Raw genomic sequence first — 23,143 nt, 5'->3', positions numbered from 1 at the left:
GGGGAAATAACCGGGGACCCCCTCCCCGTTGAGACCCGTGTCCGACACAAACGGGGAATCGCTCCCCGGTTGTTGAAATCCGCACCAGTTGACATCCGCGCCATTCGGCGCGGAAACACCAGACCGGTACATCCGTGGGGGGCAACGTGGAGAGCACCATCGCCAGGGGCGGGACGCGCGCCCCGCTGCGCGCCGACGCGGCGCGCAACCGGGAACGCATCCTGGTCGCGGCGCGGGAGGCGATCGTCGAGCAGGGGCCGGATGTGGCCCTGGACGAGGTCGCCCGCCGCGCCGGGGTGGGCAACGCCACCGTGTACCGGCACTTCCCCGACCGGGAGTCGCTGCTCCACCACGTGCTGATCCACGTCAGCGACCGGATCACCCAGCGCGCCCAGGAGGCGTTGGAGTCCGAACGCGATCCGTTCGAGGCCCTCAGCCGGATGATCCTCGACTCGGCCGACGAACGCGTGGGCGGTCTCTGCGGACTGCTCAGCCTCTCGGTCGACGTGCACGGGGCCGAACTGGCCGCCGGCCGCCAGCGGTTCCTGAAGGTCACCGAGGAGCTGCTGGCCAGGGCCCACGCCTCGGGGCAGCTGCGCGAGGACGTCGGAGCGGGGGACCTGCTGGTCGCCGTGAGCCGGCTCACCCTCACCGTGCCGGGCAGCACCTGCGCCCACGACAGCACCCTCGCCCGGCGACACCTCCAGATCTTCCTGGACGGTCTCCGCACGCCGCCGCGCAGCCAACTGCCCGGCAACCCCACTCACTTGGCGGACCTCAAGGACGAGTCCCGCTGACCGGCCCCCGGTGGCCGACGCGCCACCGATGAGTTCCACCTCACCGACCGGTCATTTCCACCAGCCCTCACCCGACACGCCCTGCCGGCGAAGCCTTGTCTTCTCCTGGCCCACTTCCGTCACTTCTGACCCTCCCCGATTGAGGTAACCACCCGATGCCACCCGACAACGCCACCCTGAGCAAGGCGCCGGTCGGCGCCGACCCTCGACGCTGGCAAGCCCTCTTCTTCATAGCGCTGGCCCAGCTGATGGTCGTGCTCGACGGCACGATCGTGAACATCGCCCTGCCCACCGCCCAGGCGGACCTCGACATCTCGGCGGGCAACCGCCAGTGGGTGATCACCGCCTACGCCCTCGCCTTCGGTGGCCTGCTGCTCTTCGGCGGCCGGGTCTCCGACCTGTGGGGACGGCAGCGCACCTTCGTGCTGGGCCTCGTCGGCTTCGCCGCGGCCTCCGCCCTGGGCGGCGCCGCCCAGAACGAGCTGATGATGTACGGCGCCCGGGCGCTCCAGGGCGCCTTCGGTGCCCTGCTCGCGCCGGCCGCGCTCTCGCTGCTGACCGTGATGTTCACCGACGCCAAGGAGCGCGCCAAGGCGTTCGGCGTCTTCGGCGCCATCGCCGGCGCCGGCGCGGCCGTCGGCCTGCTGCTCGGCGGCGTGCTCACCGAGTACCTGGACTGGCGCTGGACGTTCTATGTGAACGTGCCCTTCGCCGCCGTCGCCGTCGTCGGCGCCCTGCTGGTGATCCGCGAGCCGGCCGAGGCCCGCAACCGCTCGACCCTCGACGTGCCCGGGGTGCTCCTGGCCACGCTCGGCCTGGTCGCGCTCGTCTACGGCTTCAGCCGCGCCGAGCACGAGAGCTGGACCGAGACCTGGACCGTCGCCAGCTTCGTGGCCTCCGCCGTGCTGCTGCTCGCCTTCGTCATCGTCGAGTCCCGCGTCAGGGCGCCCCTGCTTCCGCTGCGCGTGATCACCGACCGCAACCGGGGCGGCACCTACCTCGCGTTCGCCCTCTCCGTGATCGCGATGTTCGGGCTGTTCCTCTTCCTGACGCTGTACCTCCAGGGCATCAGGGGCTACTCCCCGGTCGAGACCGGCTTCGCCTTCCTGCCGATGGTCTTCGGCATGGTGATCGGCTCCACCCAGATCGCGCCCCGGCTGTCCTCGAGGCTCGCACCCCGCTACCTGATGGGGCCCGGCCTGGGCGTCGCGGCGCTGGGGATGCTCTGGCTGACCCAGCTCGACCTCAACTCCTCGTACGCCGAGGTGATCCTGCCCGCGCAGTTCCTGCTGGGGCTCGGCATGGGCACCTCCTTCATGGCGGGGATGAGCCTGGCGACGTCCGGCGTGCGGCCCACCGACGCCGGCGTGGCCTCGGCCATGGTCAACACCGCCCAGCAGATCGGCGGCGCCATCGGCACGGCGCTGCTGAACACCATCGCGGCCAGCGCCAGCAGCAGCTACCTCGCCTCCCGCATCGCCGGAACCTCCGGCGAGGCCGCCCAGCTGCGGCTGGGCCTGGAGTCCGAGGTGCACGGCTACAGCGTCGCGATCTGGTGGGGCTTCGCCATCGTGGCGGCGGCCGCCGTGATCGCCTTCGCGCTGATCAACGCGCCCAGGAGCGGCGGCCCGGTGCTCAACGCCGACGGCGAGCTGGAGGGGCAGCCGGCCCCCGTCATGGCGCACTGACGCCGGGGGCGCCCCGGCGCCGGGGCCGGACACTGTCAACCGGCCCCACCGCCCGCCGGGGCGCCTCAGGGGCGCGCGGCCTGCCCGGTCCTTCGACCGGGGGCCGCGCGCCTTCGCATGGCCTCCGGTTGCCGAGGCCGGGGCGGGCGCGGCAGCGTGGACAGTGCGGTGGTCCCGGACGCGCGCCGACGCTCCGGGGCCACCGGCCCGCACCGCACCCGCCGCCGGCGGACACCCGCACAGCGCCGCAACCGCCTCCGGTGGACAACCGGGCCCCCGAGCCGCACCGCCCGGCGCAGCGGGCCCCCGAGCAGGGCTTGACGCCGGCCCTCGCGGTGTCGATGGGGCGTTTATCGGATGTCCAGCGCGACCGACCAGTCTGGTGGCATGTCGGGAGATCAACACGGCGGAGGACGCTGGTCCGGCCCTGCGGACGTCCTCACCCACGGCCAGCTGCTGCACATGGGCGAGAAGGCCGGCACGACGCTGCGCCGGCACGGGGTGGCCGAAGGGGACGCCGTCGCCGTACAACTGCCCATGTGCCTGGAGTCGGTGGTGGTCACCCTCGCCTGCCTGGCGATCGGTGCCCAACGCATCACGCTGCCGATAGGCGACCACCAGCGCTTCGTCCGCGACCGGCTCAACGGCTGCCGGGCCAGGGTCGTCGTCTGCGCCGACGCCTGCGAGATCGACGGCCGCGTCCACGCCGTGAAGTCGGCCATGAACCGCGTCCTGGAGGAGTGCCCCGACGTGCGGTCGGTGCTGGTGGTCAGGCAGCTCGCCCGGCCCGTGCCGTGGGAGCCCGGGCGCGACCGCTGGTGGCACGAGGAGCTGCACCCCCGCACCCTGCCGCCCCGGCCTTATCCTGGCCGCATGAGCGAGCTGAACCCGGAGGACCAGCGCCAGGGAGCCGAACGGCTCGTCTTCGACGATCCGCTCGCCGGCCGTTCGTCCGACGACAGCGACCACGGCTGGGGCGAGGGCTCGCCCGAGGACGCCGCCGACGGCAACCTGGCGCGCCTGATCGACGAGCGGCCGCCGCACCACATCTGAGACGACGGCCGCCCCGCCGGCTACTCGTCGTCGCCCTCGGCCGAGCCCGGGCCCTCGCGCCGCTCGCCCGACGCCTCCCCCGTCTCCGCGCCGGGCGCCCGCCGCTGGGCGCCGACCGAGGCCACGCCCGGGGCCGCGACGCCGGCCGCGCCACCCGTCCGCAGGGCGATCAGCTCGTCGCGGATCTCCGCCAGCAGCTCCACGTCGGTCTTGGCCTCCGGCTCCACCGGCTGCTTCGCGCGCCGCCGCTCCAGGTACCGGGTCATGGGCAGGATCATCAGGAAGTAGACCACCGCCGCGGTGATCAGGAAGGTCAGTGAGGCGCTGATCACCGAGCCCCAGCGGATCGAGATGCCGCCGCTCTCGTCGCAGACCCCCCGCAGACACGAGTCGTAGTCGTCCAGGCTCTGGGTGCCGAAGGCTCCCACCACGGGGTTGATGACGCCCTCGACCACCGAGTTCACGATGTTGGTGAAGGCGGCTCCGATGACCACGGCGACCGCGAGGTCGACCACGTTCCCCCGCATCAGGAAGCTGCGAAAACCGTCCAGGGTGTTCCGCACGCCCGCCAGCCGCTGCCCGCCGCTCCGATCTTCCTGGTTCACCGTGGTGCCTTCCTGCCGCTCCGCCCGGGCGCGGTGCGCCGAGCGGTCCGTGCGCTCTCGTCGATCCGTGCCGGTCACCGTGCACCACGCGTGGACGGGCTGTCCAATCCAGAAACCACCGCAGCAGCGCCCTCACCATCGGGCCACCGCCAGCCGGGAGCCCGCCGCCGCGCCCGTCAGCTCGACCGCCGTCTCCGCGTCGACCGAGACCACCAGCTGCCCGCCGAGACCGTCCGGCCCCGCGGCGAACGCCTCGCCCTCCGCCGGCGCGGGCACCCCGATCACCCGCACCCCGCTGGCCACCAGCCGCGCCTCCCCGGCGCCCGAAGCGGCGCCCGGGACGGCCGGCGGGCTTCCGTCCTCCGAGGCTCCGGCGGCATAGAGATCGACGCGGTCGCCGACCTCCAGCAGGCGCAGCGAACCCGGGTCGGCGATGCGCAGCGGCAGCTCGACGACCCTGGGCTCCGGCGGCCTCGCCGGCCGCTCGCCGCCGTCGCTCTTCGACTCACGCGGACCGTCAGCACCCCCGCTGACCAGGCCGCCTTCCTCCCTCTCCGCAGGCGGGCCGCCCTGCGTCAGCAGGGTCAGCAGCGCGGAGGCGACCAGCGCCAAGGCGCCCGCCAACAGCCGCCGCCCGCGCCCGGGCCGCCACAGCCGCCGGCGCCCGACGCGTGGCCGGATCGGCGGAAACGCCGGCACCACGACGGACTCCACCCCCGTGACGCCCGACGGACGCGGGGCACCGGCGGCGGCGAGGGAACCGGGGCCGGCCGGCGCCCCCCGGCCGGCGCCGGCGCGCGGCTCGGCAGGATCAGAGAAGGGGGCCCGCAGACGCTTGACGAAGGAGTTCATGGCGCCACCCTGCCCGCCGCGCGCCGATCCCGCTGGGGCCTGTGGACAACCCTCGGCCTGTGGAAAAACCCCTCACCCGAACGTGTGACACGCGAGCCCGACCAACGGTCGTACGAGCCCCGCCGACGGTCGCGCGAGCGCCGCCGACCGCCCCCTCCTACACCGCCCGGGCGGCCGAACACCCCACGCGCCGGCGGGTGTTGGGCCGTGAAACCGCCGCGCCCGCCGCGCGCCCCGACCGGGCCCTCAGGGCAGGGCGATCCCCGGGTCCTGGCCAGCCAGCGCCGAGGCGCACAGACAGTCGCGCCGCTCGGGCAGCCGACCCACCACGTCGAAGAGGACGTCCCGCAGCCGCCCCACGTTGCGGCCGAACACCTCCAGCACCTCCGCGTGCGAGACTCCCTCGCCCGCCTCGGCGCCCGCGTCCAGGTCGGTGACCAGGGCCAGCGACGTGTAGCACAGCTCCAACTCGCGCGCGAGGGCCGCCTCGGGGTGGCCCGTCATGCCCACGACCGACCAGCCCTGCGCGGCGTGCCAGCGGGACTCCGCACGGGTCGAGAAGCGCGGCCCCTCGATCACGCACATGGTGCCGCCGTCCACCGCGTCCCAGTCACGCCCGCGCGCCGCGTCGAGGGCGACCCGGCGCCCGGCCGGGCAGTACGGGTCGGCGAGCGAGACGTGCACCACCCGGGAGCGCTGCCCGTCGGGCCGGGTCTCGCCGTCGAAGTAGGTGCCGACGCGGCTCCTGGTGCGATCGACCAGCTGGTCGGGCACCAGCAGGGTCCCGGGTCCGTACTCGGGGCGCAGCCCGCCCACGGCGCAGGGTCCCAGCACCTGGCGCACGCCCACCGAGCGCAACGCCCAGAGGTTGGCGCGGTAGTTGATGCGGGCGGGCGTGAGGTGGTGCCCCCGCCCGTGCCGGGGCAGAAACGCCACGCGCCGCCCCGCGACCTCGCCGAGGAACAGCGCGTCGCTCGGCGGCCCGTAGGGGGTGTCGACGGTGATCTCGGTCACATCGTCCAGGAACGCGTAGAACCCGGAGCCACCGATCACGCCGATCTCGGCGAGCGGCTCGCCCGTCGGGACCGTCACGGCCTCGCTCGCCGAGCCCCCGCTCACGGAGTCAGAGCCCCCGGAGGAACCGGTCGAGTTCATGCGGCGGAGGCCGCCGCGCCCGCGCTCTTGGAGGGGCCGCTGGTCAGCCCGGCGCCGCCCGAGGTGGCCGCCGACGCCGAGGAGCCAGCCCCGGAGGAACCCGAGGACCCAGAGGAGGAACTGGAGGAAGAACCGGAGGAGGAGTCGGACTTCTCGCCTTTGCCACCGCCCGACGCGCCCCCGCCCGCCGGGCTGCTGCTCGACGAGGCGTTGCGGCTGTCGTTGCGGTAGAAGCCGGAGCCTTTGAAGACGATGCCGACCGCCGAGTAGACCTTCTTCAGGCGCCCCTGGCAGCTGGGGCACTCGGTCAGCGCGTCGTCGGTGAACTTCTGCACCACCTCAAGACCCTCGTCGCACGCGGTGCACTGGTACTGATAGGTCGGCACGTCTTCCTCCTGGCACTCTGCACTGTGGAGTGCTAACGACGACCCATCGTGCAACATTCCGGGGCCGGAAGTCCACCGCAGTCGCCTGTGACCCGCCCGTCACGCTCCCCGTAGGCTCACCCCAGTGGCCGTATGTCTATGGTTGCTTCCACCCGCTCAGCTGCCCTGTGAAGGACAGAGATGCCCGCCAAGAAGCCCAGGCGACGCGGTCGTCTGATCGTGATCGCGCTCGTCGTGCTGCTCGTGGCCGGTGTCGGCTACGGCGCCTGGTGGAGTGTGTCCACCGTGCGCGCGTCGTTCCCCCAGGTCTCGGGGGAGATCGCGATCGACGGGCTCTCGGCGCCCGTGACGGTGGAGCGGGACGCCAACGGCATCCCCCAGCTCTACGGCGACACGGCCACCGACCTGTTCCGCGCCCAGGGTTATGTGCACGCCCAGGACCGGTTCTGGGAGATGGACGTGCGGCGGCATATGACCGCCGGACGCCTTTCGGAGATGTTCGGTGAGGACCAGGTCGAGACCGACGCCTTTCTCCGCACGCTCGGTTGGCACCGGGTCGCCCAGGAGGAATTCGACAACGAACTGTCGGAAGAGACCAAGGAGTTCCTGGTCGCCTACTCGGAGGGCGTGAACGCCTATCTCGCCGAGCACAGCGGCGAGGAGATCTCCGTCGAGTACGCGGCGCTGGACCTGGTCAACGACTACCGGCCCGAGGAGTGGCAGCCGGTCGACTCCGTGGCCTGGCTCAAGGCGATGGCCTGGGACCTGCGCGGCAACATGGAGGACGAGATCGACCGCGCCTTCATGTCCGAACGGTTCACTCCGGAACAGATCGAGGAGCTTTATCCGGAGTACCCGTACGACCGGAACCGCCCGATCGTGACCGAGAACGGCGCGGACGAGGACACGGACGGCGGCGACTTCTACCCGGTCGAGGACCCGGTCGAGGACCCGGACGGCGTCCAGGACGCGGCCGACGGCGTCACCACCCAGCTCGGCTCGCTCTCCGAGACCCTCGACGAGATCCCCGCGCTGCTGGGCACCAACGGCTCGGGCATCGGCTCCAACTCCTGGGTGGTGCACGGCGACTACACCACCACCGGCAAGCCGCTGCTGGCCAACGACCCGCACCTGGCCCCCTCGCTGCCCGGCGTCTGGTACCAGATGGGGCTGCACTGTTCCGAGGTGACCGAGGAGTGCCCGTTCGACGTCTCGGGCTTCACGTTCTCCGGAATGCCGGGCGTGATAATCGGCCACAACCAGGACATCGCCTGGGGCCTGACCAATCTGGGCGCCGACGTGACCGACCTGCGTCTGGAGAAGCTCGACCACGGCAACTATCTGCGCGACGGTGAACAGGTTCCCTATGACACCCGAACCGAGGAGATTCGGGTGGCCGGCGGGGAGACCAGGGAGATCACCGTTCGTTCCACCGTCAACGGGCCCATCGTCTCGGACCGGCACGAGGAGTTGGAGGCCCTGGGGAACAGCGCGCCCGTGGACGCCGGCGCTCCCGACCGGGGCAGCGGCTACGCGGTCTCGCTCAACTGGACGGCGCTGCGGCCCTCCAACACGATGGACGCCGTCTTCGGGCTCAACGCCGCCCGCGACTGGGACGAGTTCCGCGCCGCCGCCCAGGACTTCGCCGTGCCCTCGCAGAACCTGATCTACGCGGACACCGAGGGCAACATCGGCTACCAGACCCCGGGCCAGATCCCCATCAGGGGCGCGGGCGACGGGCGTTACCCCTCGCCGGGCTGGGACTCCTCCTACGACTGGACCGGGTTCATCCCGCAGGACGAGCTTCCCTGGGAGTTCAACCCCGAGCGCGGCTACATCGTCACCGCCAACCAGGCGGTGATCTCCCCGGACGACTACGCCTACCACCTCACCGACGACTGGAGCTACGGCACCCGCAGCCAGCGCATCGAGGACCTGATCCAGACCACCGTCGAGGACGGCGGCAAGATCTCGATGGGCGACATGCAGGACATCCAGCTGGACAACAGCAACGAGATGGCCAAGATCCTGGTCCCACGCCTGCTGGAGATCGACATCTCCGATCCCTATGTCCGCGAGGCCCAGGAACTGCTGGAGGGCTGGGACTTCAGCCAGGACTCCGACTCGCCGGGCGCCGCCTACTACAACGCGGTCTGGCGCAACCTGCTCCAGCTGGCCTTCGGCAACAAGATGCCCAAGGAGCTGCGGGTCGAGGACCAGTGCCTGTGGGTGCGGCCGGCCGACGACTCCGAGCCGATGGAGGACCTCGACGGCGAGGAGCGGCTGGTCGAGGAGTGCGGCGAGCGCTCCCCCGACACGGCCCAACCGGACGGCGGCGACCGCTGGTTCGAGGTGGTGCGCAACCTGTTGGAGGAGCCGGACAGCGAGTGGTGGAGCACGCCGGCCACCGCCCAGGCGGCAGGCGCCGAGAACCTGGACGAGCTGCTGGCGCGGGCCATGCGCGACGCCCGCTGGGAGCTGACGGCCGAGCTGGGCAAGGACATCGACACCTGGAGCTGGGGCCGGCTGCACCAGCTGATGCTCAACAACCAGACGCTCGGCACCGAGGGCCCTGGCCCGGTTCAGTGGTTGCTCAACCGGGGCCCGTGGAACATGGCCGGCGGCTCCGACGCGGTGGACGCCACCGGATGGAACGCGGCCGGCGGCTACGACGTGACCTGGGTGCCGTCGATGCGCATGATCGTCAACCTCGACGACCTCGACGAGTCGCTCTGGATCAACCTCACGGGCGCGTCCGGCCACGCCTACCACGCCAACTACACGGACCAGACCGACCTCTGGGCCAGGGGCGAGTACCTGCCCTGGCCCAGCAGCCAGGAGGCGGTCACCGAACGGTCGAGCAACACCCTCAACCTGACCCCGGCCGCCGGAGGCTGACCACGCCGCGCGGCGGGCCGGGGTGCGCTGCGCCGGCGCACGGTGGGCCGGCGCACGGTGGGCCGGAGGGTGCGCACCGGTTCACCGCGTGAACCGGTGCACGCCCTCCGGCGTGAGCGCCGCGTGCACGCGCCGGTCATGGGGCTCGTCGGGCACCACGTCGACGACCTCGTGCCCGTAGACCAGCGCCACCAGCGCGGGATCGGCCCCGGACTCGGCGAGCCTGGCCAGCGCGCGGTCGTAGGAGCCGCCGCCGCGCCCCATGCGCACCCCGCGCCCGTCCACCGCGAGGCCGGGCAGCAGAACGGTGTCGGCCCAGGTCACGGCGTCGGGGCCGAGACGGCGGCCGGACGGCTCCAACAGGCGGACGCGGCCGGCGTGTTCGGCCTCGACCAGCCGGCCGTGGCCCTCGAACTCCGCCCAGTCCAGGTCGTTGTCCGCGAGCAGCACCGGCAGCAGCACCTGCACGCCCCGCTCGCGCAGCGCGCGCAACAGCGGCCCGGTGCCCGGTTCACGCCCCACCGAGACATAGGCGGCCACCGTGCCGGCCTCGGCCAACTCCGGCAGCTCCAGGGCCCGTTCGGCCAGCGCCTCGGCCGCCTGGGCCACCTCGTCGTCGGCCAGCGCCGCCCGCACCGCCGACAGGTCGCGGCGCAGCGCGCGCTTGAGCCGGGCCGAGTCAGTCACCGCCATGCCACCGCCCCCGTTCCCGCCGTGCGCCCCGTCCGGGCCGCCGTCACCGTCGGACGGCTGGTCGCCCCGGTCCCTCGCGCACCGCCCCGCCGTGCGCTCCGCGTCTTTGGTTTCACAACCGTCCCTTCCACCACACCGTTCGATAAGCGGCACGTAACCAGTAGGCACCCCACACGCCAAAACTGTTCACAACACGACGCCTCCGGGGCAAGTGTCGGGAACACACAGGCCAGATGGATAAAGTGACCGGCATGACCTCAGCACGCCCCCGGATCAGCAAGGCTGTCATTCCCGCCGCCGGTCTCGGCACTCGGTTTCTTCCGGCGACCAAGGCCACGCCCAAGGAAATGCTGCCGGTGGTCGACCAGCCGGCGATCCAGTACGTGGTCGAGGAGGCGACGGCCGCCGGCCTGACGGACGTTCTGATGGTCACCGGCCGCAACAAGCGCGCCCTGGAGGACCACTTCGACCGCAACTACGAGCTGGAGGACGCGCTCCGCCGCAAGGGCGACAGCGAACGTCTCGCCCGCGTCCAGCAGTCGACGGCCCTCGCCACCATGCACTACGTCCGCCAGGGCGACCCCAAGGGCCTTGGCCACGCGGTGCTCTGCGCCGAACCCCACGTCGGCGACCAGCCGTTCGCCGTCCTCCTCGGCGACGACCTGATCGACCCGCGCGACCCGCTCCTCACCGAGATGATCAAGGTGAGGGAACGCCACGGCGGCAGCGTGATCGCGCTGATGGAGGTGGCGCCCGAGCAGATCCACCTCTACGGCTGCGCGGCCGTCGAACCGGCGGCGGACGGCGTGCTGCGGGTGACGGGCCTGGTCGAGAAGCCGCCGAGCGGCGAGGCGCCCAGCTCGTACGCGGTGATCGGGCGCTATGTCCTGGACCCGGTCGTCTTCCGGGTGCTCGCCCAGACGGCGCCGGGCAGGGGCGGCGAGATCCAGATCACCGACGCCCTCCAGGCCATGGCCGCCGACCCGGGCCTCGGCGGCCCGGTGCACGGGGTGACGTTCAAGGGCCGGCGCTACGACACCGGCGACCGCGCCGACTATCTGCGGTCCATCGTCCGGCTGGCCTGCGAACGGCCCGACCTGGGCCCGGAGTTCCGGTCCTGGCTGCGGACCTATGTGGCGGAGGAGTTGCCGCGCCTTGACTGACAGCCACGGCCAGGCCGGGGACCACGCCGGGGGCAACGGCGGGCCAGCGCCCGGCGTCCGTTCCCCCACCGGCCCCTGGTCGGTCGACGAGCACCTGGCGGACGTGCTCAGCGCGGTCCGCCCCCTGGAGCCCATCGAGCTGCCGCTGCTGGACGCCCAGGGCTGCCTGCTCACCGAGGACGTCACCGTGCCGGCCGCGCTGCCGCCGTTCGACAACAGCTCGATGGACGGCTACGCCGTGCGGGTCGCCGACGTGGACGGCGCCAGCGAGGCGTTCCCCGCCGTGTTGAGCGTGGTCGGCGAGGTGGCCGCCGGCAGCGGGACGCTGCCCCGGGTCGGGCCGGGGCAGGCGGCGCGGATCATGACGGGCGCGCCACTGCCGCCCGGCGCGGAGGCCGTGGTCCCGGTGGAGTGGACGGACGGCGGGACCGGCGGCGGCCCGGCCGTGGACATGACGGGCCCGGCGGGCGCCGAGGTGCGGGTGCACCGCGCGCCGGCGCGCGGACAGTTCGTGCGCGCCCGGGGCAGCGACGCCGCGCTGGGGACGGTCGCGCTGACCGCCGGCACCCCGCTGGGCCCGCCGCAGCTCGGCCTGCTCGCCGCGCTGGGCCGCGCCTCCGTGCCGGTCCGGCCGCGCCCGCGCGTGGTGGTGCTCTCCACCGGCAGCGAACTGGTCCCGCCGGGCGCCCCGTTGGGCCCGGGGCAGATCCATGACTCGAACAGCTTCATGCTGGCCGCCGCCGCCAGGGACGCGGGCGCCGTCGCGCACCGGGTGGCGGCCGTGGCCGACGACCCGGGCACGCTGCGCGCCACGCTGGAGGACCAACTGGCCAGCGCCGACCTGCTGGTGACCAGCGGCGGGGTCAGCGTCGGCGCCTACGACGTGGTCAAGGAGGCGCTGACGGACCTGGACCCGGCGTTCGGCTCGGTGACGTTCCGCAGGCTCGCCATGCAGCCGGGCAAGCCCCAGGGCTTCGGGCTGGTCGGCAGCGCGCGTTCCCCGCTCTTCGCGCTTCCGGGGAACCCGGTCTCCGCGTATGTCTCGTTCGAGCTGTTCGTCCGCCCGGCGCTCCGCGCGCTGGCCGGACACCCGGGCGGGACGCTGACCCGGCCGCGCGCCAGGGCCCGGCTGCTGGCCGACGCCCCGCTGCCGTCCCCCGGCGGCCGGCGACAGTACCTGCGCGGGCGGTACGAGCCGCCCGCATCGGGCACCGGGCCCGGCACGGTGCGGCCGGTGGGCGCGGCCGACTCGCACCTGGTCGCCGCGCTGGCCCGGGCCGACGCCCTGATCGAGATCCCCGAGGACACCACTCAGGCCGCCCCCGGTGGGGAGTTCGCGGTGGTGCTCCTGGGGTGAGCGGAGGGGTACCGTAAGCCGTCATGAACAGCCCTCGTCTCAGCCACATCGACGACACGGGTGCGGCTCGGATGGTCGACGTCTCGGAGAAGGCCACGACCACCCGCACCGCACGGGCCACCGGCAGGGTGCTGGTGTCGCCCGAGGTCGTGGCGCTGCTGCGGGGTGGCGGGGTGCCCAAGGGCGACGCCCTGGCGACGGCCAGGATCGCCGGGATCATGGGCGCCAAGCGCACCCCCGACCTCATCCCGCTCTGCCACCCGCTGGCGGTCTCCGGCGTGAAGGTCGACCTGGAGGTCGCCGACGACGCGGTGGAGATCGCCGCCGAGGTGCGCACCACGGACCGGACGGGCGTGGAGATGGAGGCGCTCACGGCGGTCTCGGTCGCCGCGTTGACGGTGGTGGACATGGTGAAGGCGGTGGACAAGGCGGCGGTCATCAGCGACGTGCGCGTCGAGGAGAAGACCGGTGGCGCGTCCGGGGACTGGAGCCGACGCCGATGAGCGAGCCGTTGAACGGGGCGGCGGCCGCCGGGTCCACGGGCGGCGGGCCGTACCGCGCGCTGGTCGTCACCGCCTCCCACCGTGCCGCCGCCGGCGTCTATCCGGACACCGGCGGGCCGCTGTTGGTCGAGGGGCTGGCCGAGTTGGGCTTCGCCGTCGAGGGCCCCGTGGTGGTGCCCGACGGGGAGCCGGTCGCCGAGGCGCTGCGCGCTGCGGTCGCCGAGGGCCATGACGTGGTGCTCACCACCGGGGGCACCGGGATCTCCCCCACCGACGCCACCCCGGAGGCCACCCGCCGGGTGCTCGACCACGAGGTGCCGGGCATCGCCGAGGCGATCCGCGCGGCCGGGCGGGAGAAGGTGCCGACCGCGGCGCTCTCCCGTGGGCTGGCCGGCGTCGCGGGGCGCACCCTGATCGTCAACCTGCCCGGTTCCACCGGCGGCGTCCGCGACGGGCTCGCGGTGCTGCGCCCGCTGCTGCGGCACGCGGTGGACCAGCTGCGCGGCGGCGACCACCCGTCGTGAACGCGTCCTGGAGCGTCGAGTTGGCCCTCGGCGAGGTCGGACTGCGACCCATCAGACAGCGGGACCATCGCGCCTGGCGCGAGGTCAACCAGCGCAACCGCGACTGGCTGCGCCCCTGGGAGGCCACGATCCCGCCCCCGCCGCACGGCCATCTGGCGCCGCGCCGGCCCACGTTCCGGCAGATGGTGCGGCATCTGCGCGCCGAGGCGCAGTCGGGGCGGATGCTGCCGTTCGTCGTGACCTACCAGGGGCGGCTGGCCGGGCAGTTGACGGTGGCGGGCATCACCTGGGGCTCGATGTGCTCGGCGCACATCGGCTACTGGGTCGACCGCGCCGTCGCCGGCCGTGGCGTGATGCCGTCGGCGGTCGCGCTCGCCGTCGACCACTGTTTCCTGACGCTCGGGCTGCACCGTGTGGAGGTCTGTATTCGTCCGGAGAACGGGCCGAGTCGACGCGTGGTGGAGAAACTGGGATTTCGTGAAGAGGGGGTGCGGCCGCGCTTTCTGCATATCGACGGCGGCTGGCGCGACCACCTCGTCTTCGCGTTGACCGCCGAGGAGGTCCCCCAGGGTCTCGTGCCCCGCTGGCGTCAGCGGAACGCGGCGACCGGACGGGATGACACCCCGCCACCTCGCGGCTCCGCACCGGGGTCGACCGGAGGCCCGTCGCACGGCCCATCACACGACGGCCCCTCACGTGAGGGGCCCTCACACGAGGACTCCCCCCGTAAATAAGAAATCTGTTCGAATTTCGGGGTGAAGAACGCCACGCGGATAGCCGAACGCACGGCCGACTTCATAACAATCCGAAGAAAGCCCTGGGATGACCGCCTGATCGTGCGACACACCGCCCAATTTGGCAGATGGACCCCCGCCTACCCCTCTACGGTGTGACCGTGAGCAGCAGTGGCCTCATCTTCGCAATGATCGTCGGGGCCTGGGCCGCGTACCTCGTGCCGATGTGGCTCCGCCGGCAGGACGAGTTGAACGACTCCCGCCCGACGGAACGCTTCAGCACCGCCATCCGGCTGCTGACGCGCGGTAAGCGCGCGCCCGCACCGGCCGAGCAGGGGGACACAGCGGAGAACGGCCCGGCCGCGCCCGACGCCCCGGACGGCTCCGCCGACCTCCGGGCCTTCGCCGAGCCCGTGACCACGGTGGGATCGGCCGCCACCTCGTCACCCGCCGAACCGGCCGACGACCCGGCTCCGGGGAACGCCTCCCCGACCGGCAGACCCTCGGCGTCCTCGGCGGGCAGACCTTCGGGGGGCGCGGCCTCCGGCGGCCCGACCGGGGGCACGGCCGGCAGCTCCTCGGGGGCGCAGCAGGGCAACGGTCAGCGCGCGAGGGTCCTGGCCCGCCGGCGGCGCACCACCATGGTGCTCTTCCTGGCCTTCACCCTGCTCGGCATCTTCGCGGTCTCCACCAGCACGAGCCTGCTCTGGCTGCCGGCGATCCCGGGACTGCTGCTTGTCGCGTACATGGTCCACCTGCGCAAGCAGGAGCGCCGCCGGTGGGCGGTCGCGGTGGACCGCCGGCGCGCGGAGGAGGCCGCGCGCCGGCTGCGGGAGCGCGGCCAGGCGACGCCGGAGCCGACGGCCGAGCCGGCGCCGGCTCGGGATCGGGCTCCGGCTCGCGCCCGGACTCGGGATCGGGCTCGGGCTCGGGAGGAGCCGGCCAGGGCGGTCGTCGAGCAGACCGACCACGCGGAGTGGGTCGACGACCAGCAGCGCGACCACGCGGCCGCGCCCGAGGACCCGGCGCAGGGCTGGGACCCGGCGCCCGTTCCGTTGCCGACCTATGTCAAGGCGCCGGTGGCGCCGCGCACCTCGCGGGGGGTGGACCTCGACGCCCCCGACACCTGGAGCGCGGCCCGCTCCACGACGGCCGGGACCCCGCAGCAGCCGCCGGCGCCCCGCGCCGAGCCGAAGGGGCCGCAGCGCACCCCGCTCTTCGACCAGTACGCGGACGACGACCGCCGCCGGGCCGCCGGCGAGTAGCCGCCCGGCCAGGCCGGACGCCCCCCGGGGACCCGGCCGGCCGGCGGCCGGGAGCGGACGACTGCGGATTTCGGCCCACCCTCCTCGGAGTGCTAGAGTTCTGGCGTCCGCACGGGCCTGTAGCGCAGCCTGGTAGCGCATCTCGTTCGCAACGAGGGGGTCAGGGGTTCAAATCCCCTCAGGTCCACAGACAGGACCGTTCACGAAACCAGGTGTGAGCGGTTGCCGAGATCCCGTCCGATCGTCTCGATCGGACGGGATCTCGGCGTTTCCGGTCCCTCGTGCGGGCCGGCCGGCCGGGGGCGCTGGTCTACTCCGCAGCGGTCGGGGTCGGGGCGCGGCGGGCCGGGGCCAGCACGAGGAGGGCGGCCAGGGCGAGGGCGGCGCCGATCCACAGGACGCTGGTGGTGGCGATGCCGTCGACGGCCAGGCCGCCGAGGAGGGCGCCCAGCGCGATGGACAGGTTGAACGTGGAGACGTACAGCGAGGAGGCGGCCTCGGCGGTGTCAGGTGCCGCGTCGAGAATCCAGGTCTGGAGGGTGACCGGCACCGCCCCGTAGCCCAGGCCCCACAGGACCATGAGGGCCGCCGCGCCGGCGACGGAGGGCTCGGCGAGCGCGAGGAGCACCATGGCCAGCGTGAGCACCACGGAGATGGCCGCCGCGGTCTGCGGCAGCCACCTGGCCACGAGGGCCCCGGCGAGGAAGTTGCCGGTGATGCCGGCGACTCCGAAGACCAGCAGCAGCGCGCCGATCAGGCCCGGGTCGACGCCGCCCTCCTGGAGGATCGGCCGGACGAAGGTGTAGGCCAGGAAGTGGCCGGTGATCACGAGGAACGTGAGGGCGATCCCGGCCCGCACGCCCGCGTTGCCCCGGAAGACGCCCGGCAGTTCCGCGAAGGTGATGGTTTGTCGCGCCGGCACCGCCGGCATCAGGAAGACCATGCAGGTGAGGGCGACGAGGCCCAGGACGCCCACGGCGGCGAACGCGGTCCGCCAGCCGCTGAGGTCGCCGAGGAACGTTCCGGCGGGGACGCCGAGGACCGAGGCGGCCTCGACGCCGCCGAAGATGACCGCCATCGCCCGGGGAACGTGCCTCTCCGGCACCAGGCGCAGCGCGATCCCGCCGGCGATGGCCCAGAAGCCGCCGACGCTGACGCCGATCAGCACCCTGGCGGCCAGGACGACGGTGAAGCTGGTGGCGAGGGCGGAGGCGAGGTTGGCCGCGCCCATCAGGCCGATCAGGACCACCAGCACGGCGCGGCGGTCCAGGCGCCCCGTGGCCACCGTGACCACGGGCGCCGAGACGGCCGCGACCAGGCCGGGAACGGTCACCATCAGCCCCGCGCTGCCCTCGGACACCTCCAGGGCGGAGCCGACCTCGGTGAGGAGACCCACGGGCAACAGTTCGGAGGTCATCAGCGAGAAGATGCCCAGGGTCACCGCCAGGACGGCGAGCCAGCCCCTGACGGGCGAGCGGTCCGTGCTGGCGGCCGCCGGTGGGGCCTCGGTGGTCACGACGTCATCAGCCTTTCGTCGACGGGTGGTTCGGGTGCGGGGCGAGGTCCGGCTACGGGGTGCCGGGCGTCTTGCGGGTCGCGACGTTCATCCGGTTCCACGCGTTGACGGTGAGGATCAGCGCGATGAGCTGGGCGAGTTCCCGCTCGTCGAACCGCTGCGCGGCCTCCTGGTAGACGTCGTCGGGCACGCCACGGGGCAGGAGCGTGACGGCCTCGGTCAGCGCGAGGGCGGCCCGTTCCTCCGCGGTGTACAGACTGGACTCCTGCCAGGCCGCGAGCTGGTGGACGCGCTCCTCGGTCTCCCCGGCCCGGCGGGCGTCGGTGGTGTGGTAGTCGACGCAGTACGCGCAGCGGTTGATCTGGGAGGCCCGGATCTGCACCAACTCCAGCAGCACCGGGTCGAGTCCCTCGCGAGCGGCGGCGTCGAGGGCCAGGACGGCCTTGAAGACCTTGGGGGCGACGGCGGAGAAGTTCATGCGCTCAGGGATCTGGATCGTTGACATGCCTCGACCGTAAGAGCGGAAAAGTCCCCGAGTATGGTGCATTTCCATGGCAGAAACGTGGGCCAATGTGCCGGAGTCGGGGGCCGACCTCCATCTGGACCTCTCCGGGGAGGGCAGCCTCCGAGGCCGGCTGATGCGCGCCCTGCGGGAGGCCATCCGTTCCGGCCGGCTCGCGCCGGGCACCCGGCTGCCGCCGCACCGCAGCCTCGCCCACGACCTGGGCATCGCCCGCAACACCGTCGCCAACGCCTACGCCGAACTCGTCGAGGAGGGCTGGCTGTACGCCCGCCAGGGCTCCGGCACCCGCGTCGCCCGGCGCGCCACGCCGCTCCCGCTGGACCGTGCGCGCCCCTCGCTCCACCCGCACCGCCCACGCGTCGCGCACAGCCTGATGCCGAGTTCGCCCGACGCCGCCGCGTTCCCGCGCTCTGCCTGGCTCACCTCCACCCGCAGGGCCGTCGCCGCGGCCCCCAACGACGCCTTCGGGGTGGGCGATCCGCGCGGCCGGGCGGAGCTGCGCGAGGCGCTCGCGGAGTATCTGGCGCGCGCCAGGGGCGTGCGCACCGAGCCCGACCGGATCGTGGTCTGCTCCGGCTTCGCCCACGCGCTCCAGCTGCTGGGCGGCGTGCTGACGGCCGGCCCGGTCGCGGTGGAGTCCTACGGGCTGGACTTCCACCGGGAGCTGTTCGAGGGGGCGGGCCGGCGCACGGTCCCGCTGTCGGTCGACTCGCACGGGGCCCGGATCGACGAACTGCCCGGCACCGGCGCGCGGGCCGTCCTGCTCACGCCGGCGCACCAGTTCCCCACCGGCGGGCCGCTGCACCCGGAACGCCGGGCGGCCGTCGTCGACTGGGCCCGTTCCCACGGTGGCCTGGTGCTGGAGGACGACTACGACGGCGAGTTCCGCTACGACCGGCAGCCGGTCGGCGCGGTCCAGGGCCTGGACCCCGACCGGATCGTCTACCTCGGGTCGGCCAGCAAGAGCCTGTCGCCGGCGCTGCGGCTGGGCTGGATGGTGCTGCCGCCGTGGCTCGTCGACGAGATCGTGGCCGCCAAGGGGCCCCGGGAGATCTGGTCGAGCGCCATCGACCAGCTCGCCCTCGCCGACTTCATCGCCTGCGGCGCCTACGACCGGCATCTGCGCCGGATGCGGCGGCACTACCGGCGGCGCCGCGACCAGTTGGTCGGCACGCTCGCCGAACGCGCCCCGCACATCCAGGTCAGCGGCATCGCGGCCGGGCTGCACGCGGTGCTCGAACTGCCGGAGGACACCGAGGCCGAGGCGCTGCGCGCGGCCAGGCGGCGGGGGCTGGCCCTCGACGGACTGGGCCCCTACCGCCATCCCGACAGCGCGATGCCCCGGCGCGAGGGCCTCGTCATCGGCTATGGCACGCCGCCGGACCACGCCTTCGCCGCCGCCCTGGAGGCGCTCTGCCTGACCCTGCCGGACCCGCCGGGGGGCGGGAGGAGCGGTGCTGCTCGTCCGGACGGGACGTGACCGCGCCCCGGGAGGGCCCAGGGCCCGGGTGCGTTCCGGCGGGCGCGGCTCGTCGGGTCAGGGGGCGTCGAGGGTGGTGGGGGTGGTGAGTTGGATGTCCTCGCGGCGGGTGGCGAAGGTGCGCCAGGTGGTGTCGTCGCCGTCGCGGTGGGCGTCCCAGAGCCAGATCCAGGTGCCGGAGCTGCCGAAGGAGAGGACGGGGCGGTCGGTGGGGACGGGGCCGTTCTCAACGGCGATCGGGCCGTCGCCGGTCGGGGCCACGCACATGATGCTGGGGTGGAGTCCGAAGTAGGAGGCGAGGGTTCGGCCCGCGCGGACGTCGGCCTTGGCCTGTTCGGCGGCTGCGCCGGCGCCCTCGGCGGCGAGGAGGACGGCGGTCAGCGCGTAGACCGCGCAGAGGCCGACGGTGACCGGCACGGCGAGGTACGCGGGCGCCGAGGAGAAGTGCCGTATCCAGCCGACGGCTCCGAGGATCAGCAGGCAGAGCCCGAGGGCCGGGCCGAGCGGCTTGCCGGCGGCGCCCGGGCCGGCCGCCGGGCGCGGGGCCCGGCGGCGGGTCGCCGGGTGGCGGGGTTGTCGGCGGGGCGGATTCGGGGAGGGGGTCACGGGCCGACGGTACGAGGGGTAGGGCAACGACCGGTAGCGGGCGGCGGGTTGGGGTCCCCGGTGGGAGGTCAGCGGGGCGCGAGTTCGTCGGCTAGGTCCTCGGCCAGGCGGGCCTTGGAGCGGGCGCCGACCAGGGCCTTCAGCGGCTGACCGGCGCGGAAGAGCATCAGGGTGGGCACGGAGAGCACGCCGTAGTTCATGGTGGTGAGCGGGTTGTGGTCGATGTCGAGGGTGACGACGCGGAGTTGGCCGCGCCGTTCGGCGGCGAACGCGGCCAGCACGGGGGCGATCATCCGGCAGGGCGGGCACCAGTCGGCGGTGAAGTCGACGAGCACCGGCAGCGGTGCGGACAGCACCTCGTCGGCGAAGGTGGCGTCGGTGACGGCGGTGATGTCCAGGGTTTCGGGCATGGCGGAGCCTCCCGGTTGGTGGGAAAGGGGCAGGGGCGACGGGCGTTCAGGCGGGTGGGGCGGGCGGCGGCGCGAAGGCGCAGCCGGGGGGCGCGTCGGCCGCCGTTGCCTCCGCCTGGCTGAGGCGTTCCCGCACCGACTGTCTGACCCGCGTCAACTCGTCGATGATGCTGTCCAGTTCGGCGAGCTTGGCGCGGTAGGTGGCGAGGGAGGCGGGGCAGACGTCCCCGCTGGGGAAGCCGGCGCGGAGGCACTCGACGAAGGGCCTGGTCTCCTCCAGGCCGAAGCCGAAGTCCTGGAGCGTGCGGATCTGCCGCAGCATCCGGAGATCGTTCTCGTCGTAGGTGCGGTGCCCCCGGTGGTCGCGGCGCGCGGTCAGCAGCCCCAGCGACTCGTAGTGGCGCAGCGCGCGGGTGCTGGTGCCGGCCAGGGTGGCCAGTTCTCCGATGCGCATGGGCTCTCCTCTCCGGGCGTGGGCCTACCGCCGCGCGACGGCCGGTCAACGGCTGTCGTGCCGTTGACCGCGTCATCCGCGACGGTAGTACCTGACGTCGGCGTCAACGCCAGCCCGGGGAGCGCCCTTTCTTTCTCGGCGTCTCAGGCGCGCCAGGCGGGGAGGTCCGGGAGGTTGCTGATTCTGGGGTGGTGGTAGAGGGCGCGGATGGCCTCGTCGGAGTTGCGGTCGGTGATGACGTTCGGCCAGGCCATGAACCAGGCCCAGCGCGGCTGTTGGGCCAGCGCCTCGACGGGCGGGAGGTCACCGATCTCGCCCAGCCCGAGGGGGCGTCCCTCGGCGAGGGCCAGCAGGTTCTCGTAGTGCTCGGGCTCGTAGTGGCCGCCGTAGGTGTCCATGGCCAACGCGTCGACCACGTCGTGCCCCGGGTAGTAGGGGGCGAACGGGGTGGCGCTGTCGTAGGCGGCGTTGGGGCTCCAGACCCACACCAGGTTGCGCAGCCCGTGGTGGTGGACCAGCCGGTCGAAGAGCTGTCGCCAGAGCGCGACCAGCCGCTCGGGCTGGGCTCCCCACCAGAACCAGGGGCCGTTCATCTCGTGGTACGGCCGCCACAGCACCGGAACGTCGGCGTCGCTCAGGCGCCGCAACACGTCCGCCGCGACGTCGACCTGGGCGCACCAGCGGGCGTGGAGGTCGGTGCCGGGTTCGAGGACCGCGTCGAACTCGGCGGGGGCGAACTCCCTGATGATCCCGCCCTCGAACTCGACCGGCTCGTCGTCGGCCGGGCAGACCGCGTGCCAGGTGTAGGTGATGACCGCGCCGCGCCGGTGCCAGGCGATGGCCTCGGCGACGTTGGGCTCGCGGTGGTCGACGCCGTCGAGGGTGCCCGGCGCGGAGAAACCGATGTCCTGGCCCCAGACGGCGGGCACCCGGTCGGTGATGGCGGTAATCCGCTCGGTCCATGCGGAGCGGTGGACGGGCTGGTTGTGCTGGCCGGAGAGCGTGGTCTCGCCGGAGACCCGGTGGAGCAGGTCGAGCAGGGCCCGGGCCGCCGGGGTGGCGTCGGGTGTCACGGGCGCGAACGGGGCGGTGGGGGCGGCCGGTTCGCGCGGTGTGGGCGGTGCGGGCGGGGTGGGCGGTGTGGCTGGTGTGGGCGGTGTGTGCGGCATGGTGTAACGATATAGGCGGCGGTCGGCCTGGGTCGGGTGGGTGGACGGCCGAGGCCGCCGGCCCGCGCTCCCACGGGAAGCGCGGGCCGTCGCGCCGTGGTGCCCCTCAGGCGTCGGGGCCGCCGCCCGGGCCGGTGGGCGGCGGGCGTTCCTCGTCGCCGGCCCCGGCGGGCGAGGTGCTGGCCGGGCCGCCCGGGGCCTCGCTCGGCTCGGGAACCCCGTCGTAAGGCGTGTAGCCGCGCACCTCCCCCGGGTTCTCCAGCAGGGCCAACTCCTGCGGCGTCAACTCCGGCTCGGACTCGTCGCGTTGTCGCATGGCATCACCTCTCTGTGCCGTGGGGCGTGCGTCGCTCTGGTCGGGGCGCCGGCGGGGACTCCGCTGCCCGGGCGGCCCGCCTCCCGGCCGGTCGCGGTCATGTCCCGGCCTTCGGGTCGCCGGCCGGCGGCGTGGGATCGGAGGGCGTGGGATCGGGCGGCGTCGGGTCGGAGGGCGGGGGCGGGGGCGGGGAGAGGAACTCCAGGAGGTCCAGGTCCTCGCCCAGCACCCGCAGTCCCGCCGTGTGCGGGGTGCGCCGGTCGAAGGAGCCGTCCGCGCGCATCCGCCAGGCGGACTCCAGGAACAGCTCCGGCGGATGCGGGTAGGAGGTGGCGTACGACCGGCCGCCGTACCAACCGCCCACCCAGGTGCCGTCCTTGAGGCGGACGCGGACGAAACACGAGCCACGGGCGCGGAACATGTGGTCCCAGGCGGTGGGCGTGCCGCGGTAGCGGGCGCGCCAACGGCGGCGCTCCCACCAGGAGACGAGGCCGGCGGCGAGCGCCGGCACGGCTATCAGCAGCACCAGCCCCCACAGCCCGGCGGCCCTCGGCCGCTCCAGCAGCCCGTCCCACCCCTTGCCGTCGGCGCCGCGCAGCAGCCGCAGCAGCCGGGGACCGACCGCCACCGCATACACCCCGTCGAGCAGGATGGACGCCACCAGCGCCCGCAACACCCGCTCCCCCAGCTCCCGTTCGCCCGGGACCGGGCCCCGGAACCGCTCCCGCAGGAACTGGTACACCGCGCCGGGCAGCACCACCAGCGCCAACAGCGCCAGCTGCACCACCGTCGAGGGCGCCGCCTGCCCCATGTCGCTCCCCTCCCTTCGTGTCCCCCCGTGCTTCCGTCCCGCGCCGCCCCCGCGCCCCGGCGCGACACGCCGGGGCGGCGGGCGAAGCCCGGGCCGGCCCCAAACATCTACCGAGCGTGACCAGTTGGCGCCCATCGTAACGCCCACCACCGACAACGCCCCCGTTCCCATGACGCGGGGTGACG

Annotated in this window: 24 protein-coding genes and 1 tRNA gene; 12 read left to right on the top strand and 13 right to left on the bottom strand. The window is 73.6% G+C overall.

From position 1 onward, the window contains the following. Positions 1–146 precede the first annotated feature (146 nt). From FH609_RS13730 to FH609_RS13720, 3 genes are all read left to right on the top strand, one after another. Entirely contained in the window at positions 147–797 is a 651-nt protein-coding gene (locus FH609_RS13730; RefSeq protein WP_139669264.1) for a TetR/AcrR family transcriptional regulator, read from the top strand. Positions 798–952: 155 nt separating this feature from the next. Next, entirely contained in the window at positions 953–2,485 is a 1,533-nt protein-coding gene (locus FH609_RS13725; protein ID WP_139669262.1) for an MFS transporter, read from the top strand. A gap of 387 nt (positions 2,486–2,872) precedes the next feature. After that, positions 2,873–3,538 carry an AMP-binding protein gene (locus tag FH609_RS13720; RefSeq protein ID WP_193317954.1) on the top strand — a complete coding sequence of 222 codons (666 nt, stop codon included), beginning with the start codon at positions 2,873–2,875 and terminating at the stop codon, positions 3,536–3,538. Positions 3,539–3,558: 20 nt separating this feature from the next. Here FH609_RS13720 and FH609_RS13715 read toward each other — a convergent pair whose 3' ends face one another. The 4 genes from FH609_RS13715 to FH609_RS13700 all read right to left on the bottom strand — a co-directional run bounded on the left by FH609_RS13715 (position 3,559) and on the right by FH609_RS13700 (position 6,536). Next, entirely contained in the window at positions 3,559–4,065 is a 507-nt protein-coding gene (locus tag FH609_RS13715; RefSeq protein WP_405379025.1) for an MscL family protein, read from the bottom strand. A 210-nt stretch (positions 4,066–4,275) separates the two neighbouring features. Next, positions 4,276–4,845: a hypothetical protein gene (locus FH609_RS13710; protein WP_226961637.1), complete on the bottom strand. Its 570-nt coding sequence runs from the start codon at positions 4,843–4,845 to the stop codon at positions 4,276–4,278. A gap of 396 nt (positions 4,846–5,241) precedes the next feature. Further along, on the bottom strand, positions 5,242–6,150 hold the full coding sequence (locus FH609_RS13705; protein WP_139669258.1) for an S-methyl-5'-thioadenosine phosphorylase: 909 nt from the start codon (positions 6,148–6,150) through the stop codon (positions 5,242–5,244). Further along, positions 6,147–6,536, bottom strand: coding sequence for an FmdB family zinc ribbon protein (locus FH609_RS13700; RefSeq protein ID WP_139669256.1), 390 nt, complete (start codon positions 6,534–6,536; stop codon positions 6,147–6,149). The genes FH609_RS13705 and FH609_RS13700 overlap by 4 nt, the downstream gene beginning before the upstream one ends. A 180-nt stretch (positions 6,537–6,716) precedes the next feature. Between FH609_RS13700 and FH609_RS13695 the strand changes: the two genes are divergently transcribed. Further along, positions 6,717–9,434 carry a penicillin acylase family protein gene (locus tag FH609_RS13695; RefSeq protein WP_139669253.1) on the top strand — a complete coding sequence of 906 codons (2,718 nt, stop codon included), beginning with the start codon at positions 6,717–6,719 and terminating at the stop codon, positions 9,432–9,434. A gap of 81 nt (positions 9,435–9,515) precedes the next feature. On the opposite strand, the gene FH609_RS13690 is transcribed toward FH609_RS13695, so the two are convergent. Beyond that, the gene (locus FH609_RS13690; protein WP_139669252.1) at positions 9,516–10,127 is read right to left on the bottom strand and encodes a 5-formyltetrahydrofolate cyclo-ligase; all 612 of its coding nucleotides are present in this window, start codon (positions 10,125–10,127) and stop codon (positions 9,516–9,518) included. Positions 10,128–10,378: 251 nt separating this feature from the next. Between FH609_RS13690 and galU the strand changes: the two genes are divergently transcribed. The 7 genes from galU to FH609_RS13655 all read left to right on the top strand — a co-directional run bounded on the left by galU (position 10,379) and on the right by FH609_RS13655 (position 15,860). Beyond that, positions 10,379–11,290: a UTP--glucose-1-phosphate uridylyltransferase GalU gene (gene galU, locus FH609_RS13685; protein ID WP_139669250.1), complete on the top strand. Its 912-nt coding sequence runs from the start codon at positions 10,379–10,381 to the stop codon at positions 11,288–11,290. Beyond that, positions 11,283–12,647, top strand: a complete 1,365-nt coding sequence (glp, locus tag FH609_RS13680) for a gephyrin-like molybdotransferase Glp (protein ID WP_264372774.1) — start codon at positions 11,283–11,285, stop codon at positions 12,645–12,647. The genes galU and glp overlap by 8 nt, the downstream gene beginning before the upstream one ends. A gap of 23 nt (positions 12,648–12,670) precedes the next feature. Further along, complete coding sequence (moaC, locus tag FH609_RS13675; protein ID WP_139669246.1) at positions 12,671–13,150, top strand: cyclic pyranopterin monophosphate synthase MoaC; 480 nt, start codon at positions 12,671–12,673, stop codon at positions 13,148–13,150. Then, positions 13,147–13,674: a molybdenum cofactor biosynthesis protein B gene (locus FH609_RS13670; RefSeq protein WP_139669244.1), complete on the top strand. Its 528-nt coding sequence runs from the start codon at positions 13,147–13,149 to the stop codon at positions 13,672–13,674. The genes moaC and FH609_RS13670 overlap by 4 nt, the downstream gene beginning before the upstream one ends. Then, positions 13,671–14,408 carry a GNAT family N-acetyltransferase gene (locus tag FH609_RS13665; protein WP_139669242.1) on the top strand — a complete coding sequence of 246 codons (738 nt, stop codon included), beginning with the start codon at positions 13,671–13,673 and terminating at the stop codon, positions 14,406–14,408. The genes FH609_RS13670 and FH609_RS13665 overlap by 4 nt, the downstream gene beginning before the upstream one ends. Positions 14,409–14,569: 161 nt before the next feature. Next, complete coding sequence (gene glpR, locus FH609_RS13660; RefSeq protein ID WP_226961636.1) at positions 14,570–15,673, top strand: gephyrin-like molybdotransferase receptor GlpR; 1,104 nt, start codon at positions 14,570–14,572, stop codon at positions 15,671–15,673. Between the two features lie 113 nt (positions 15,674–15,786). Next, positions 15,787–15,860 (top strand) — tRNA-Ala (locus tag FH609_RS13655). A 123-nt stretch (positions 15,861–15,983) separates the two neighbouring features. On the opposite strand, the gene FH609_RS13650 is transcribed toward FH609_RS13655, so the two are convergent. Then, the gene (locus FH609_RS13650) at positions 15,984–17,189 is read right to left on the bottom strand and encodes an MFS transporter (protein ID WP_226961635.1); all 1,206 of its coding nucleotides are present in this window, start codon (positions 17,187–17,189) and stop codon (positions 15,984–15,986) included. 52 nt (positions 17,190–17,241) lie between these two features. Next, positions 17,242–17,694 (bottom strand): carboxymuconolactone decarboxylase family protein, encoded by a 453-nt coding sequence (locus tag FH609_RS13645; protein WP_193317953.1) that lies wholly within the window; start codon positions 17,692–17,694, stop codon positions 17,242–17,244. A 46-nt stretch (positions 17,695–17,740) separates the two neighbouring features. On the opposite strand from FH609_RS13645, the gene FH609_RS13640 reads away from it, so the two are divergent. Further along, positions 17,741–19,192, top strand: a complete 1,452-nt coding sequence (locus tag FH609_RS13640) for a PLP-dependent aminotransferase family protein (protein ID WP_139669238.1) — start codon at positions 17,741–17,743, stop codon at positions 19,190–19,192. Between the two features lie 57 nt (positions 19,193–19,249). Here FH609_RS13640 and FH609_RS13635 read toward each other — a convergent pair whose 3' ends face one another. The 6 genes from FH609_RS13635 to FH609_RS13610 form a co-directional block, all read right to left on the bottom strand. Continuing rightward, the gene (locus tag FH609_RS13635) at positions 19,250–19,798 is read right to left on the bottom strand and encodes a hypothetical protein (RefSeq protein ID WP_139669235.1); all 549 of its coding nucleotides are present in this window, start codon (positions 19,796–19,798) and stop codon (positions 19,250–19,252) included. A 68-nt stretch (positions 19,799–19,866) separates the two neighbouring features. After that, the gene (gene trxA, locus FH609_RS13630; RefSeq protein WP_139669233.1) at positions 19,867–20,208 is read right to left on the bottom strand and encodes a thioredoxin; all 342 of its coding nucleotides are present in this window, start codon (positions 20,206–20,208) and stop codon (positions 19,867–19,869) included. A gap of 46 nt (positions 20,209–20,254) precedes the next feature. Further along, a complete protein-coding gene (locus FH609_RS13625; RefSeq protein ID WP_139669231.1) occupies positions 20,255–20,662 on the bottom strand; it encodes a MerR family transcriptional regulator in 408 nt (135 codons plus the stop codon). A gap of 143 nt (positions 20,663–20,805) precedes the next feature. After that, entirely contained in the window at positions 20,806–21,735 is a 930-nt protein-coding gene (locus FH609_RS13620; protein WP_193318156.1) for a glycosyl hydrolase, read from the bottom strand. Between the two features lie 202 nt (positions 21,736–21,937). Then, positions 21,938–22,147: a hypothetical protein gene (locus tag FH609_RS13615; RefSeq protein ID WP_139669226.1), complete on the bottom strand. Its 210-nt coding sequence runs from the start codon at positions 22,145–22,147 to the stop codon at positions 21,938–21,940. 97 nt (positions 22,148–22,244) lie between these two features. Continuing rightward, positions 22,245–22,958, bottom strand: a complete 714-nt coding sequence (locus FH609_RS13610) for a DUF6338 family protein (protein ID WP_226961634.1) — start codon at positions 22,956–22,958, stop codon at positions 22,245–22,247. Positions 22,959–23,143: the final 185 nt, after the last annotated feature.

It is taken from the genome of Streptomyces sp. 3MP-14 (genome assembly GCF_006334905.2).
In the GTDB taxonomy this organism is placed as follows: Bacteria; Actinomycetota; Actinomycetes; order Streptomycetales; family Streptomycetaceae; genus Streptomyces; species Streptomyces triticirhizae.
Note: the sequence above shows the minus strand (reverse complement) of the source record. Positions and strands in the feature narration are given on the sequence as shown.